The sequence below is a fragment of the Pseudomonas sp. BN414 genome, from assembly GCF_029871275.1.
Classification (GTDB): domain Bacteria; phylum Pseudomonadota; class Gammaproteobacteria; order Pseudomonadales; family Pseudomonadaceae; genus Metapseudomonas; species Metapseudomonas resinovorans_C.
The window spans coordinates 20,525-36,568 of the sequence record NZ_SSOL01000070.1 but is presented as its reverse complement, the minus strand read 5'-3'; the positions used below and the strand labels follow the sequence as shown (position 1 = coordinate 36,568).

The following is a 16,044-nucleotide window of genomic DNA, read 5'->3' as shown; positions in this document are numbered from 1 at the left end:
TCGGTCAGTTGAAGCGGACCAGTTGGTATCTGATGTCAGGTTGGTTGCGAGTCAGCGACAGGCTCGGACTTGTATCCATTGGGGTTCGAGGACTGCCAACGCCAGGTATCGACCATCATGTCTGGTAGCCCAAGCTTGGCCTTCCAGTCGAGCTCCAACTCTGCGCGTGTTGGGTCCGCCCAGTTTTCCGCTATATCTCCTGGCCGGCGGGCAACGATCTTGTACGGAACTTTGCGCCCACTCGCTGCTTCAAAAGCGCGAACCATCTCAAGCACGCTATAGCCTCTGCCGGTCCCAAGATTCCAGACATTGATTCCAGATTTGGTCTTGATTGCATCGAGGGACCGCAGATGCCCTTCGGCCAGATCGACTACATGGATATAGTCGCGCACACCCGTGCCGTCTTTCGTGGGGTAATCGCCGCCGAATACAGAAAGCTGCTCAAGCTTTCCGACTGCAACTTGGCTGATATAGGGCACCAGGTTGTTAGGAATGCCGTTGGGATCTTCGCCGATCAGCCCGCTCTCATGGGCACCTACGGGATTGAAGTAGCGGAGCAAGGCAATGCTCCAGCGGGGGTCAGAATGTGCAAGATCGCGAAGCAACTCCTCGACCATCAACTTAGAGCGGCCGTAGGGATTGGTCGGCGTGCCGGTGGGGAAATCCTCGCAAATGGGCATCTGCGTCGGCTCACCGTATACAGTGGCGGACGAACTGAACACCAACTGGAACACCCCGGCGCGTACCATTGCCTGGCACAGTGTCACGCTGCCAGAGACATTGTTCTCGTAGTACGCCAGCGGTTCGCGTACGCTCTCACCTACCGCCTTGAGGCCGGCGAAGTGCATTACCGCAGAGATGCAATGCTTTGCAAATAGCTCATCTAGCAATCCTCGGTCGCGGATATCTCCCTGTATGAAATGAGGCGATCTGCCGCATATTCCTTTGATCCGCCGTAGAGATTCGGCCGAGCTGTTGCAAAGGTTGTCCAGCACCACTACCTCGTGGCCATCCGCAAGTAGCGCAAGGGTTGTGTGCGAGCCGATGTAGCCTGCCCCTCCGGTTACCAGGATTTTACTAGTCACAAATCAACGTCCTGTGTTCTTGCCTGTTACTTGGGCGAGCTTTGCTTTGAATAGCAACCAGGCAAACTGACTGTTGGTTGTCAGGTAGCGTTTCCACATCCGCCCAGGCTCCTGAATAACTCGGTACAGCCACTCTAATCCCCAATTCTGCATCCATAAGGGAGCACGCTTTACCTTTCCGGCAACAACATCAAAGGTACCCCCTACTCCCATCACAAAGGTGACGCCCAACTGATCACGCCACCGATTGATGAAGTTCTCCTTCTTGGGAGAGGTAATCGCCACAAACAGCAGCTGAGCTCCTGAGGCTCGAATCTTCTCCACCATGGCCGCTTCGTCATCCCAGAAATAGCCATTGTGGTAACCCGCAATTTTCAGACCCGGATAGAGTGCTTGTACCTTGGACGCAGTTGTGGTGACCACTTCATCCCGCGCGCCTAGTAGATACACAGAGAGACCTTCCTGTGCGCTCATGGCCAATAGCTCGTGGAAAAGGTCAACTCCAGCGACCCTTTCGCGCACCTTGTGGCCCAGGAAGCGAGCACCAACGACCACGCCCATACCATCAATATTGATGATGTCGCAGGAGCGTACCGACTCACTAAGCTGTGCATCTCGGCGCATATTCACCAACTTGGCCACGTTGACCACAACGTGTTGGGTGAAGCGACCGGCAACGACTGCGGTACGAATTGCCTGAACGGTCTCTGCCATGCTGGCCTCGTCCATCGGGCAGCCCATTACTTCAATTCTTCGCATGATCCAACTCGGCGCGGTAACGGTTGTAGAACGCCAGGGAGTAGTAAGCCCAGGCCTGAGTCCAGCGGGTGTAGTTGATGCGGTTGGTTAACCATCGGGTCTTCTGATAAATGAATTGCCCTTTTTGAGGTAGGTAAAGAAGGTTGATCGCTTGCTTCACCACTTTGTCGCAGAGCGCAATATCAGCGGGTGCTCCCCCGACTTTTAGCAATGTGAAAATGGCCTGGGCAAAACTATGCATGTCGATAGGGTACACGCCGTTGTTGTAGTACTTCGCCGTACCATCCTCTGTGAAGAAGGTGTCGACGTAGTAGCGATATCCTTTGGCGATGCAACCATCGAACTCGGACGTGCCCAGTGCATCACGCAAGAGGCAGAGGGCCTCAAGGTTGTAGCCAGTATGGAAACCGTCGATGAACTGATGATGGTGGCGGGCACCATACACCCACGAGCCGTCTGCGGCTTGTTCCTGTACTGATTGGCGGGCAACACGCATTGCTTGCTCAATCAACGCCGAATCACCCAACTGCTTCCCAGCAAATGCACACCAGGCCGCACCCCAGAGGCTGGCGTTGTGCACGAATGCTCGTTCCCCAGGGATGTAGGCGTAGAAGCAGCGTCCATCAGCCTCGGTGTAAAGGTGGGTAGTGATGAAGCGCGCGGCATCCAGCGCTGTCTCAATCAACGCGTTATTGCCATCAACCTTGCCAAGTTCGAAGAGCGCCCGTGCGGCATAGCAGGTTGTGATGATGTTCGGCTTACCTGCCGGTACATAAAATGCGCGCGCTTGCCAGTCGAAGTGATATCCCCAACAACTGTGTTTCCACTCTTGGGAGCCACTGCGCTGAGCCAGTAGCCATGAGGCCAAGTCGCGAGCTTCCTGCAGGAAGGGCTCCTCGCCGGTACGCTGGTAGTCCTGCAACAAGCCGGAGATGAACAGACCGACACCCTTCGGATTTCGTCTCTTGGGCACGCATAGCAGGCGGCGAAGGTTCACCGGGGACCGTTTACCCAACTGCAGCCACGCGAGTCTCACCCACTCGCTGCGATAGAGTGGTGTGGCTTGCAGCAAACGACTGTTTAGCGAATCGAAAGGGTCGTAACCGGCAAATTGCTCAGCGCGAATGGAGTCCAGTAACTTTGAGTTGAGCGAAATTAGCTTGTCCATAGCGAACAATGGGGTATTGCTACCCCCTGACTCTCCTGCTTATTCAGCGGCCAGCACGGCACTATCTACAGACAGCGGCATGCCGATACCCATAGATTCCACAGCCATCACCGTGGCCAGGCTGGTTGCCATCAGACACTCATAATCGACACATGCTTTGCCGCTTTGGAGGCCTGCCAGCCAGGCCGCAATCATGTGCTTCTGCCCCTTGTCCTGTACCCCAAGCTTGTTACGCGCAACGTTACTGTCCCCGCTGTACAGCAAGACTTCCTTGAAATCCTGGATCTGCGCCGAGCGACCTCCACCAAATACTTCGATGTATTCTTTTGCCATGGCCTTGGAGCCGTCGGCGGTGTAAGTGATGTTTGCCACACTGCCATTTTCGAATGTCAGTGCCAGGCAAAGGTTGTCGTTAAGCAATGCAGATTTTTCTGCTTTGCTGCTACCTACGGCATAAACGGTTTTGACATTGCTGCTCACCAAAGCCGAGGCCAAGTCGATGAAATGGCAACCCTCACCAATCATTCGTCCACCACCTACTTGTGGGTCCTGAATCCAATGATTGGCGGGGATGAATCCGGCATTGATGCGGATATTCACAATCAACGGGCTCTTCACGCTGGAGAAGTGCTCGATGACCTGGCGTGTGGCGGGAGCAAAGCGACGGTTGAATCCAACCATCACTTGGGCTTTACCGCAACCAGCGTAGGCTTGATGGATCTCCGAAAGCTCCGCCACCGACATGGCCAGAGGTTTCTCCACGTACACATGCTTACCGGCATTCAGCGCGTCGCGCACCGCGACGCCGTGGGTGTCATGTCTCGTGGTAACAACAATGGCATCTGTATCGCTTTGGAGTAGTTCAGCAAAACTGCTGGCGCAGAATTCGAAGCCGAACTGCTTGGCGACGCCTTGTGCAGAACGACCGCTGGCGGTAACCAGACCAGTGAAAGTAACCTTGTTGCTGACCTGCATAGGTGGCAGCAGACTGGCCGTGGCGTAGTTGCCGGCACCGTAAAAGGACAGCTTTACTTTTTCTCTGGCAACCTGGGTGGGGGTCACCTTGATGCGCGAAGAATCGTCGGCCCTGTACGGTTGTGGGTTGTACTGCAGCAGAATCCCTAGATAGGGCTCAGTTTTGCTCCCTTCAATGAGCTGATAAGCCTTGGCTGCTTCATCCACCGAGAATCGGTGAGTAATCAGGCTCTTAATATCCAACTTGCCTTGTGAGACAAGGTTGAGGAAGGTCTCCATGTTGCGCTGCTCGGTGAAGCGCACATAGGCGTACGGGTAGTCGTTGCCGTTCTCTTCGTAGAACGGATCGTAGCGCCCGGGCCCGTAAGAGCGAGAGATGACGACGCTGATCTCTTTCTTGAAATAGTCTTCGCGCGGAATGTCCATCCTCACGGCGCCAACTACGACTACTCGGCCTTTCTCGCGGGTGACTGCGCCGCACATTTCAATAATGGTATTGCTGGAGCTACCGGCACAAACGAGCACGCCGTCGACGCCGTGTCCGCCTGTCAAGGCATTACAAATTCCGACAGCATCCGCACCAGGTGGCACACCAATCGCACCATAGCCTTCTGCTCGGGCTACCAACGACGGATCTAGGTCTGTACCGACCACATTGCAGCCGTTAGCCTTCAGCAATTGCACGGTGATTTGCCCAAGAAGTCCAAGGCCGACTACAAGGAAGGTTTCACCGATCATGGGCTCTGCAAGACGAACGCCTTGGAGGGCAATGGAGCCTACGGTTGTAAAGGCTGCCTCTTCATCGGACACATTCGCGGGAATCTTTACGACAAGATTGCGAGGGATTGCGACAAACTCAGCATGGTTGGCATAGTCCGCTCCGCCACAGGCCACACGATCTCCTGGCTGTATACCTTCTACAAGTCCGCCGGCTGCAACCACAGTACCGGCGCAGCTGTAGCCCAGTGGGGAAGGAGAGTCCAGGCGCGAGTTGACAGTTTGCAGGGTCTTCTTCAACCCTTCGGTCTTGATCTTGTTCAGCACTTGCTTCACAAGATCTGGGCGTGCCTTCGCCTTCTGCAGAAGGTTCTTCTTGCCCATGTCGATCTTGGTCTTTTCGGTTCCTGCACTGATCACGGACGCGCTATTGCGAACCAGCACAAATTTATCGGTTAGCGCTGGTACGGGAACATCGTTGATCTCGATAACTCCTGTGCGAAGCGTTTGGGTTACTTGCTTCATAAGGTTCCTACTGGCTTGTCGTATACAAAATTTGAATTTTTTGATTCCAGCAATTCGGGCGGAATCTGAACGTCGATGTGCCTGATCTTGCCGGATTTAGTCAGTGGTATTTCGTTGCAGACGCGGATGCTTATATCAAAGAACCCGCCCCAGCGATTAAGTTGCTGCTTCAATATGTAGGATAAGAAGTTTTTCTCAATTTTTTCGAATCGTGGTACGACGCAAATTTCTATTTTTCCAGGAACTCGCTGCTGGATCTGGTATTGTCGAACCTGTCCCCAGGTTACTTCATCAATGACAATTGACATTCCGGAAATTCTTTCGCCGTGTATGTCGATCAAATAATTCTCTTCTCGGCCTATCAGTTGCTCAATTTTGCCGTCTCGGAAGATTCCGTGATCTTTGGTGCGGTAGCGGATTATGGGCATCAAAGTGTTCCACAGACCCGTTCCGACAATTTCAGAGCTATCGTTGTAAAGCTCTGAAACTGAGTATAAAGGTTCGAGCGTGTAGCTTATGCTTTGGTCGCGCGGGGAGAATCGATAAAACCCTAGATTGGTTCTCTCATTCAAGCCGTAGTGAACGATTATAGGGCATTTCCAATAGTCATAGATAATTCGTAATTGTTCTATGCTAGTCGGCTCAGATCCCAAGAATATTCCGGAAATCTTAAATTTGTTCTCTGGGATGATTTCTCGAGCAAGATAGGTGAATTCGAAAAAGACTGAAGAATATGCATGTATAAAATCAAAAGAACTTTGCTGAAGGCTCTTTGCAATTGATTCTATGTGTCTTCGACTTATGTGGTAAGGGGACATTAATGTCGTGTTCCCTCGTCTAGACACAGGATGCTCATTGTGACGCCTGATACCTTCTGCTGCCAGACGTAGAACCTTTGACTTGGCGCCAGAGTACCCTGTTACACCCCATCTTACATTGAAGAACAGCCGTTCTATATCTGCAGATTTTTTGGGACGCCAAATCCCAACGCCTCTACCTGTTGTTCCGCCACTTGTTGCATATTTGGCAAATAAAAGATTTGCATGCTGGTGAAGATAGCTACGAGGGCTGTCCATAATTTCGTCTTTTTCCGTATAAGGGAAAAGAGAAAGGAGCTCGTAAGGGCATTCATTTAGCACTGTTGTGCTTGAGAGCCGAATATTCTGGTATGCAGGAACGTGCTGTGATGCTACCAGTAAAACATGTCTTAATCGTTCTCTCCGGCCATCTTCAGCAAGCTTGTCATCCCCCGTTCTGAGTATTTTCTCGAGCTTGAAATAATCCGAACAATAAAGGAGCCTGTCGGGAACAAGATGCTTGTATTTGTGATAGAAGATTTCGGCTATTTTCATCAGATTGCGCGGCGGCTAGAGCTTAGATTTGAGAGTCATTATGTGTCTATCGTTTTGGCGTGCAGTCAACAGCTGAAAGTCGAGGTTTCATTGGATAGTTGCAACGGGTAACTTTGGGGGGGGCTGGTTTTATCCTGAGGACAAACTCAACATACAAAAGTAGATCGCTAAAATTCTAACCCGTTTCTTCTATCTCAATAGCAATTGGACTTTCCCAAGCGGCGTGGTAATGGGGGAGCTGATTTGCTTGAAAGAGATATCGAAATGACTATTCGAAAAATCGAAGCGGTTTTCCCAATTGGGGCATGCTTCTTTAGATGTAATCAGGATTTCGAGTTTTCCTGGCAAAGGTTGGCGAACCTGAATGTGCTCGCTAGAGTTGAACGCTTGATGATGGCGGCCAAATATAAGGCCTGTTAAGGAAATGCTTCTTCCCTTAAGGTCAATTACACTGTCGCTGTTACGCCCCTCCTTGATTCTGAATGACTCGAGTAGGCCATCCCTGATGGTGGGCTCTATTAGATCGCCTGTGTCATAGCGTATGAACGGTGAGGAGAAATTATGTGTTGACGTTGCGACCAGTCGGTGGGTGTTTCCATCAGGTATCGCTTCAGCAAAGCCATAACTATGAAATGGATAATAGACTCCTGAACCCGGTTCAAGTTCTGGCGCTAATACTGCCATTTCCGAGTGGCCGTACCAGGAAATGGTTCTCAGCCCACAGTCTTTTTCAATGAAGTCCCGGTACATTGGTGCAGGGTACTCGGAGCCTAGAAATACGCCCTTCACCTTTCCAATGAGAATTTCAAATAGCGCGGAGTCTGTGCTTTGAAGCTCACGAAGAAAGCTGAATACTGAACTCGGGTATCCATGTATCCACTTTATGTTTCGATTAATGATTAGCTTGCGACAAAAATTTATATTTTCAAGCAATGGTGCGTATGCGTTGATTAAGAACTCGTTCTGATTGAAGTTGTATTTGTAATATACACTTCCGATATTCTTTCCACGTATTGTTATTTTTTCATCTGTGTGTCGGTACCCGAGTAGTGACCAGATCTTATGCATGTGAGCCCACTCTCGTGCATAGGCTGATCTTTCCAGGTAGAAGTCCAATGGTTGACCGGTTGTGCCTCCGGTGTTGCTTTTTTTGAGTGAGTTTTGGGGGGCGCTTCGGCGATCCAATGAATACTTTTGAAGGTCTGATTTCTTTATTATTGGTATTTCACTTATCTCTTCGAGGGAGCGAAGATTAGCTGGTTTGAAATTGTGCTCGTCATAGAAGTTTCGAAAGAATTCTATGTTTTCATAGGCAAATTTCGATATCTTGCTTATGTTGCATAAGTGGCGTTTAACGACTTCGTCGTCAATGCGCTGAGCCTCAGACGAGAATTTCCTGTACTGGGGGCCTAATCTGAGACTCATAGGAGTTGCAGCAAGCATCCTTCCTATTGGGTATGGAATATTGTCGGCTACTTTTTTGAGATATTCTTTCACGATTCAAAACTCCAAGGCTTACTGGGAAGCCTGCTCCAGGGCCTTGATCAGATTTGATTCAAAATTTTGTACTGTGTATTTTTCTGTGAATTCTCTATAGCTATTTTGAGCGCAGCGATTTGAGTAGTTGGAATCTTTTATGTGCTTGATCATCGCTTTAGCTAGCTCTTCAGGTGTGCAATCCACAAGAACCTCACCAGTTTCTCCGCTGGTAATTATTTCAGGTATCGCGCCTTCGTTTGTTGAGATCACAGCAAGACCAGCTGCCATCGCTTCCAGTATGGAAAGTGGGAAGCATTCATTTTTGAAGCGCGTTGGCAATACGAAAACATGCGAAGCGGATAGTGCTTCGTACTTTTCTTTTCCGTAAAGCGCACCTAACAAACTGATGTTGCCGTAGGGGTTATGGTTGATCAGCTTCATAACCTCTTTGAAATAGGCCTCATCCCCCTTCTTGCCAATTATTTTTACTTGGAAGCTATCTTGGAATTCTTCCGGAATTAGACTGGCAGCGCGAATTAGAATGTCAGCGCCTTTTGACCGAATAAGATTGGAAAGATAGATGAAGGTGAATTTCTCTTCCTTAGGGAGGAAGTAGCTATCGCTAATAGGCCAAATGCCATTGGCAACTACCATTGGTTCTATAGTCCTGTCACGGACGGGTTCGATGTCGGGGAGTAGGCTTTCTGCTAGATGAATGACTTCGGCTTTTTTGAATACATGCTTATAGAAGAAGTGCTTGATTCGGGACTTCCTTGACTCTTCTCGAATTCCTTTTCCGTGCAGGTGAAAGACTAAACGTCCGCCGAAGAATTTCAGGAGAATTGCCAGTAGGCCATCCTTGAAAAAAGCCAATCCGTGAGGGCTTAGTGTTATATATACCAAGTCAGGCTTGAATCTGATAAAGCTTGTGATGGCTCGGAATAGGATTGCCAGAAATGCCAATATTTTTCTGGGAGATATTTTGCCGATATCGGAAATATCGTTCGCTGGTGAAATGTTGACAAATTTCGTTGAGAAGGAATTGTTGATCGCTACGCTGTCTTGAATGCTTTTGTTGACAACAGAGGCGCCGTGAATCGGCGGGGGGAGTTGGACAAGAAATAGTACTTTGCTTTTCAATTTAAATCCCTGGTGCTTCGATTGATCGCGGCAATTATCCCGCTCGCAGCGTTATCATAGTTGTACGCTTTTACTTGATCTAAGGCGTTATCCGAGAATTTATCGAGAGCATCAGTAGATGTTAAAAGTTCCAAGGCGTTTTTTGCCCAAACGTCTTCATCCAATGGCAGAACAAAACCATTGATATTGTCTTTGATAAGCTCGTGAGCAACACCTGCATGTTCGCAGGTTAATACCGGTGTCCCTGCCGCGCATGCTTCATTTGCGACAACACCCCAGGCATCTCGTACAGTCGGAAAGAACAGTATCCTTGCAGAAGAGTACTCTGGGGATAACTTTGTAGGCTCGATGAAGCCACGGTATGTATACTTTACACCCAGGCTCTCGATCTTACTTAGAATCTCGCTTCGTAGTGGACCGTCACCGACCAACTTCACGGTAAGGTCTTTCTTCTTCTCAATCATTCTCTCAATCACTCGAAGAGAGAAGTCAAATAATTTACCCTTAACGAATTGCCCGCAAAGAATTATGTCGTAGTTACGTTGTGACGGGGGCACGTAGTTTCGAGAATAGACTTCATTGTCAGCACAAAGATGTGATTGGAATAGTTTGTCGTCCGCTGCACCATAATGTCTGAAGAGGTCAAGGGTCTTCAAACTTGCGCCAACATAGGCATCCATTCTGGGGTAGGCGAGCTTTCGCAAGGCCTTGTGCAACTTGCTAAATGGTTTTTCGAATTCAAGGTGGGCATCTGAGAATGCGATTGTTTTCCTACCTTTAAATTTTGCCCAGCAATACGCAATCAGCATAGGCATAGAAAATCCGCCAATAACCACTGTGGACGGGTCTTCCATTTTCAAAACGTTAAGAATATTTGACCAGAGATATATCTGGCGACCCTTGATCTGAATTGCTTTGGACGTCAAGAAAATGTGGTTGTAGTCCCCGAAGGGGAATCTCCACTTTCTGTTTGGCTCTATTGGGGCGCAGAATACTACGGAGTAAGGTCTGTCTAGGTTACGGCTGACGATTTCGTGTATTTTTTCTCGGTAGGGTGCCGGGATGTTTGTAACGAAGACTATACTCACGATCTTTTGTCCATTAATTTTGAGTACGTCCTACTGACGGATCTCACGTACTCTTCTTTATTGGTCGGAGAAAAGAAATTAACTAGACCGTCTCTGAATTTCTCGTGGTCGAAGCATTCTGCTAATTTGGTGATTCCATCAGCCAGCGCTTGGGAGTCTCCGGCTTTCACGACTTCTCCAAGATTATAGAGTTGTACGTCGTCTTTGTTTCCACAGTTCTCGGTCACAATGACTGGCAGTCCATTGCTTAGTGCCTCTGAAACAGCGAGCGAGTAATTATCCGAGAGAGAAGGAAGCGCGAAGATATCGTAGTTTTTCATCGCTTCAAGAACTTCTTGGTGGCGCATTGAACCAAGGGCTCTGGTATTTCGTGAGGAGGCTAAAAGCTTTCTGAATACTTCCTCTTGACCAGGTCTAATTGGGCCGACTAAGTCGACTGTGACATCCAGTTGACTAGCAGCCTCTATCAGGTAATGAACACCTTTTTCCACACACACCTGGCCGACAAAGATGATTCTTTTCGTGCCATGTGCACTATTTTTCTCTATTTTCTGCAGTGCCGTCGGTGCGAGGTCATGCCCGGCCGGGCCGTAGCTGCACACGTGGTAATTTTTCTGGGGGAATAGCCTGGAGTAAGAGGACTTAGTGAACTCAGAGGCGACGATGAAATCCGTTTCAAACTCAAAGACTTCATTCTGATCAATCATTTCATTGATCTTCTTTGTGGTCTGCAACCCGAATTTATCGTACTCGGTGGAATATATTGAGTTAACGAAGCTGGGCTCTGCTTCATATATCTCTGCTACCGTCATTATATTTCCTGCGGAGATTGCCTTCTTGGCCATGCCCAGGCCGTAAAATGGCCAATAATGCAGTACATCACAATCAAGTATCTTCGCGGATGGAAGCAACAATCCTGAAAGTCTCGTCTCCATTGCACGCCAGTTGTAACCAAGTCTCCTGCCTAGCATATTGCTGGTGTAAGCCAGCAGAGTCAGAAGGTCCGAAGTATGAACGGACTCAGGTACACTTTTGCGAGAAGGAAGAATCTTATTGAGAAAGCTTCCCTTTCTAGTTGCGTAGAATGTGAACAGATTTATTTTGTCAGATGGAGAGAGACGTCTCAGGTCTCGATACATGTTTACCGAATGATCCGGTCTTGCAAGAATGTTTACTTTCATTTTGCTGCTTAATTGAACTTGTTGAGCGGCATTTGGGCGATGCCTAGGAAAAAGGACTGGAGCTTCGGTATATTGTTGTCAAACCATCCGAAATATCCAATCTTAAATAGAAAGTAATTCAAGACAGGTGCTGCCAGAATTAATGCAGCTGATGCGGTTGTTTGTGAGAGTCGCATTCCGGAAGTCGAAAATATGATCAAGATATTCTTTATATAGAAGACAGCTATCAAGCTTTCCAGGTCGAGCTTTCCGAGAAGGTTCAGTATCGATATTGATGTGATAGCGAATGCAATAGGAAGAGCCAGTCCGGCGAGATATTTATTGCTGTTTCCATTCTTCACGGAGAGCATGAAGGTAAATGAGGTTACAGCTTGTATGCCAATATTTATAAGAAAAAAATTGTATGTAAACGTATGGTTTGTATATTCGCTTCCCAGGATGAAGTGGTTGATTGCTGGAGAGGCGAATATAAGAGGGATTGCGATTAACGAGTTTATCGAGAAAAATCTGAAAGTGTTTTCCTGATAGATCTTGTTGACATTCCTGTTCAGGTAGAAATGTACGAATGGAAGAATGACAAGGGCTAACCGGTTCGCTACTGAGAATACCTTGTGGCTCTCATTTTCGTAGAACATGAGTAGAGGAAGCTCTACAGTAATAACCAGAAGAGTCGCCGACTTTGATAGGAATACTGGAGCCTGCTCAGTTAGTTCTTTAAATATTTCATAGGGCTTTGTTCGGCTCGCGAGCAGTCCCCGATACACATCTTTTATTCGTATATCTCTTGAACTTATCAATAGTCCACCGACAATTCCTGTGAGCACTAGTGTTTGTGCGAAATTCACAGTGAAAATTTCGGTTCGAGGAATAGGTTGTGTATAGAAGATCAACAGAATCAGGACGGCGACGACTTGGGACAGAAAGCGAGCGACCACAATGTAGTTTGATTTCTTCTTGTTGAAAGCTACAAAGTCGAATGTCGCTGGTATACAGGCAAATACCCCCAGAAGTGGCGCTATATCAAGTGGGCTTGCTGAGTTCTGAAGCAGATGGAACAGGGTCGCCCCTATTGCCGATGTGATCAGGATGACCTTCGTTCTGCAGTAGAACTCATCAGAGGTCAGATATTTATCGCCAACGCGCTCGTGGTCGACCAGGTGCTTACTTTGGTAGGAAAAAAAAGAAAGCTCAAAAAAGTAGCCAAATATTATCAGGGTTGATGAAAAGGCGGAAAATAACTCTACACCCAAAACCCGGGCGTAAAGGGCAAAAATAAATATCCCCAATATTTTATTGGCTGCTTCGAAAAGGCTGTAAAAAATCATTTCAGCAGGTGTTCTTTGATTGCGTCAATAAATTCCGCGCACAATCTTTTGTGGCCTTTTTCGTTCAGATGAAATCTGTCGTCGAGAAGCTCATCTGGGGCAATATTCGTCTTCATGTCAAAGAATCTGATGCGTTTCGAGATCAGGCCTTTCAGGAAGTTGTCCGTTGCATCGTAGTGACTCTGTGCTCCTGGGAAATAGAACGCGTTCGTGACAGAGGTGGAAATCAGGACTACTTTTTTGTTTGCGAAGCGGTTAAGGATTTTCTCGATATTGTGTTTCGATTGTTGAGGGCTAACATTTACCTCGAGATTCCCGGTGGCAAACGCAGCGAAGCGGGAGTAATGCCTCAGGAAATTGTCTAGCTTCTCGAGCACACGTTTCCATCGCCGCCGAGAGTAATAAGGGCGTGGGTCAATCTTTTCCAGTCTGTATCGACGAGGAATAAGAATGCTCCAGGCGTTCCGTTGTTTGAAGCTCATCTTTCCATCGACATTTGCCAAAGATAGAACAACCAAGTCTACTTTCTCGAGATTTTCAAGAGGAGGAGCTTGTTCAGGACAAATTGGTATGCCAGTGTGGAGATATTTCAGATAGTCATCAGTGCTCATGCCACTGGCTGACTCATCCCATATCGATATGCCCAGATGTTCTGCAGCATAGTGGACAAAAGATTTTTTATCTCTCTGGCCAAAGCCGCCGCAGATACTATCGCCAATTAAAAGAATCATGGTTTATTTTTTTGGAGGTGTCCATTGATGAGCACATGCAGATCAATATGAAAAATATTAAGTAGTTAAAGTAGTACGTGAAGACGTTGTCGGTGAACATTTGAAGGGCAAGTATGAGTACTAAAAATTTTTTGTCAGGCGCGCACGCTCTGTATAGAGATAATAGTATGCAAGCTAACGCAATGGCTCCGAAGATGCCTAAGTCAAATATGTAGCGGATGTATTCGTTGTGAGGGGCGGCCATGCTTTCTTCAAGCCCCATATCCAGTAGTATGTTTGTAGAGCTATGAGCTCCCATGCCATACAGTATTTTACTGCTGTCGAAGTTTGATAGGATGATTTCCCAGTGAACTAATCGGCCACTAGTATGCATTCCAAATATTCTGGATTCTGGCATTGCCAGAAACAATACGCCAATGATCAAGCCGACCGCGGCTAGTGCGATTGCTGCTTTTCTCGCTCCCGACTTCAATGTCATGTAGATCAAGAGCGAGAGTATTGTTCCTCGGATAGAAATTGCAACTATTAATATTCCACTTGCGATGGCGGCTGCGTTCGAAATTCTTGATTTTGCTTGGTCCGCTGCCAAGAACGATATGAGTAAAACGAATGCAGATAGAATGCCGCCTGCACCGGTTGTGAATGTGTACCCTACTGAGTTGTTAATTGTGACGGCTGAAAATAGTAGGGTGGCAAAGCTTAGTGTTAAAAGTATTGTCTTTTTGTCTATGTGTTTTTTTATTTTGTCCAATAAGTATATAGTCCCCAGGATGCACAAAAGAGTAAGTGCTTCCGTATTTTGAATTATTCCGTATACGACAAATTGGATTGCATATGCGGCTAGTATGGAGACCACTCCAACTATGATCGGAACGTCCGTGGGAGATAGTTTCTTTTTAAATCTTCTGGAGGCAAGCTCGAATAAAACGAATGCTCCGAAAATTCCGGTTATCAATATGCCGATTTGCTTGTCTGCATCTATTCCAAGAATAAACGTTATGAAGCAGGATAGCAGGATATATGCGATTGCCACAAAGCTTATGATTGATCTACTGCTGGTCATTTGGGGTGGCTATGTTGTTTAGTGTTGGGTACTTGTGCCTAGCAATGTGCTTTAGGTTATTGGGGGTAAGGTTTGGGAGGGTTTTTCTTGGTAAGGGTTGCCATCAGTTTTCTCGTTTATTTTATGCATGGCAACCTGTTCCAGCAGTGTGTGTCGCGGTTTTGATGGAGGTCAGTGGTTGCTGTTATTTGGAAATAATTCCGCGGGTGTCGATAATTCTTGCTTTTGTCATTCCATGGATTTGAGTGTTCTTGAACTCGGAATGGTCTACAAGCAATACAATAAGGTCTGATTCCGCTAGTGCATTCTCTAAAGATGCCAGATTTGTTTTTTTTGCTAGCTCAGCGGGCAGTTCTTCAATGTGAGGTTCGACCGCGAGTATAGGTCCGGGATGCGTACTGGCAATCTCGAGTGTAATTCCAGCCGCCGGGCTTTCACGTAGATCGTCGATGTTTGGCTTAAAGGCCAATCCCAAGCAGGCGATGGTGACATCTCTTGCCGTTTTTTCCGGGTGTTGTTGGAGTATTTCGCCAACGGCGATTCTGACTTTCTCCAATACCCATTCTGGCTTCCTGTCATTGACCTCCCGTGCTGTACGGATGAGTTGGGCTTGCTCCGGAGTCTTGCTTACGATGAACCAGGGGTCGACCGCAATGCAGTGGCCACCCACGCCTGGACCTGGCTGGAGGATGTTCACTCGCGGATGACGGTTGGCCAGGCGAATCAGCTCCCACACATTGATATCCAGCTTGTCGCAGATGATGGACAGCTCATTGGCAAAGGCGATGTTGACGTCGCGGAAGCTGTTTTCGGTCAGCTTGCACATCTCGGCGGTGCGGGCATTGGTGATAACGCAGTCGCCTTCCACAAAGGCCTTGTAAAGCGCCACGGCTGCCTCGGAGCACTTGGGCGTCATGCCACCGATTACGCGATCGTTCTGCACCAGTTCACGGAGCACATGGCCGGGGAGTACGCGTTCGGGGCAGTGGGCCACGCGAATGTCGGATGCCTCGCCATGGGTCTGCGGGAAGGTGAGGTCGGGGCGGGCTTCGGCCAGCCAGGCTGCCATCTGCTCGGTGGCGCCAACTGGCGAAGTGGATTCGAGAATGACGAGGTCGCCCTTCTTCAGAACCGGCGCAATCGATTTGCTGGCTGACTCGATGTAGCTGAGGTCTGGCTCGTGATCACCTTTGAACGGCGTCGGTACGGCGATCAGGAAGGCGTCGGCAGGTTCAGCAACCGTCGTCGCCCGCAGATAGCCCTCAACGACTGCCGCATGGACGACCATATCCAGGTCAGGTTCGACAATGTGGATCTCTCCGCGGTTGATGGTGTCGACCGCTTGCTGGTTCACATCAACACCGATGACCTTCTTCTTGCGCGAGGCAAAGACGGCGGCGGTTGGCAGGCCGATGTAACCGAGGCCAATTACGGAGATGGTCTGGAAAGGCATTTC

Annotated in this window: 13 protein-coding genes; all 13 read right to left on the bottom strand. The window is 48.4% G+C overall.

Annotated elements, in window-relative coordinates; all coding sequences use genetic code 11:
* Nucleotides 1-35 precede the first annotated feature (35 nt).
* The 13 genes from galE to wecC all read right to left on the bottom strand — a co-directional run bounded on the left by galE (nucleotide 36) and on the right by wecC (nucleotide 16,041).
* Nucleotides 36-1,085 carry a UDP-glucose 4-epimerase GalE gene (galE, locus tag E8E95_RS17415; RefSeq protein WP_280352223.1) on the bottom strand — a complete coding sequence of 350 codons (1,050 nt, stop codon included), beginning with the start codon at nucleotides 1,083-1,085 and terminating at the stop codon, nucleotides 36-38.
* Nucleotides 1,086-1,088: 3 nt separating this feature from the next.
* Nucleotides 1,089-1,799, bottom strand: a complete 711-nt coding sequence (locus E8E95_RS17410; protein WP_280352221.1) for a WecB/TagA/CpsF family glycosyltransferase — start codon at nucleotides 1,797-1,799, stop codon at nucleotides 1,089-1,091.
* 31 nt (nucleotides 1,800-1,830) lie between these two features.
* Nucleotides 1,831-3,012 carry a hypothetical protein gene (locus E8E95_RS17405; RefSeq protein ID WP_280352219.1) on the bottom strand — a complete coding sequence of 394 codons (1,182 nt, stop codon included), beginning with the start codon at nucleotides 3,010-3,012 and terminating at the stop codon, nucleotides 1,831-1,833.
* A 39-nt stretch (nucleotides 3,013-3,051) separates the two neighbouring features.
* The gene (locus E8E95_RS17400) at nucleotides 3,052-5,229 is read right to left on the bottom strand and encodes a bi-domain-containing oxidoreductase (protein ID WP_280352217.1); all 2,178 of its coding nucleotides are present in this window, start codon (nucleotides 5,227-5,229) and stop codon (nucleotides 3,052-3,054) included.
* Nucleotides 5,226-6,581 (bottom strand): hypothetical protein, encoded by a 1,356-nt coding sequence (locus E8E95_RS17395; protein WP_280352215.1) that lies wholly within the window; start codon nucleotides 6,579-6,581, stop codon nucleotides 5,226-5,228. The genes E8E95_RS17400 and E8E95_RS17395 overlap by 4 nt, the downstream gene beginning before the upstream one ends.
* Before the next feature lie 189 nt (nucleotides 6,582-6,770).
* On the bottom strand, nucleotides 6,771-8,078 hold the full coding sequence (locus tag E8E95_RS17390) for a hypothetical protein (protein WP_280352213.1): 1,308 nt from the start codon (nucleotides 8,076-8,078) through the stop codon (nucleotides 6,771-6,773).
* 18 nt (nucleotides 8,079-8,096) lie between these two features.
* Nucleotides 8,097-9,200 carry a glycosyltransferase family 4 protein gene (locus E8E95_RS17385; protein ID WP_280352211.1) on the bottom strand — a complete coding sequence of 368 codons (1,104 nt, stop codon included), beginning with the start codon at nucleotides 9,198-9,200 and terminating at the stop codon, nucleotides 8,097-8,099.
* On the bottom strand, nucleotides 9,197-10,288 hold the full coding sequence (locus E8E95_RS17380) for a glycosyltransferase family 4 protein (protein ID WP_280352209.1): 1,092 nt from the start codon (nucleotides 10,286-10,288) through the stop codon (nucleotides 9,197-9,199). Before E8E95_RS17380 ends, E8E95_RS17385 begins: the two co-directional genes overlap by 4 nt.
* On the bottom strand, nucleotides 10,285-11,469 hold the full coding sequence (locus E8E95_RS17375; RefSeq protein WP_280352207.1) for a glycosyltransferase family 4 protein: 1,185 nt from the start codon (nucleotides 11,467-11,469) through the stop codon (nucleotides 10,285-10,287). Before E8E95_RS17375 ends, E8E95_RS17380 begins: the two co-directional genes overlap by 4 nt.
* 8 nt (nucleotides 11,470-11,477) lie before the next feature.
* Complete coding sequence (locus tag E8E95_RS17370) at nucleotides 11,478-12,794, bottom strand: hypothetical protein (RefSeq protein WP_280352204.1); 1,317 nt, start codon at nucleotides 12,792-12,794, stop codon at nucleotides 11,478-11,480.
* A complete protein-coding gene (locus E8E95_RS17365) occupies nucleotides 12,791-13,525 on the bottom strand; it encodes a hypothetical protein (protein WP_280352202.1) in 735 nt (244 codons plus the stop codon). Before E8E95_RS17365 ends, E8E95_RS17370 begins: the two co-directional genes overlap by 4 nt.
* A complete protein-coding gene (locus E8E95_RS17360) occupies nucleotides 13,503-14,588 on the bottom strand; it encodes a hypothetical protein (protein WP_280352200.1) in 1,086 nt (361 codons plus the stop codon). The genes E8E95_RS17365 and E8E95_RS17360 overlap by 23 nt, the downstream gene beginning before the upstream one ends.
* Nucleotides 14,589-14,772: 184 nt before the next feature.
* Nucleotides 14,773-16,041: a UDP-N-acetyl-D-mannosamine dehydrogenase gene (gene wecC / locus E8E95_RS17355; RefSeq protein ID WP_280352198.1), complete on the bottom strand. Its 1,269-nt coding sequence runs from the start codon at nucleotides 16,039-16,041 to the stop codon at nucleotides 14,773-14,775.
* Nucleotides 16,042-16,044 lie beyond the last annotated feature (3 nt).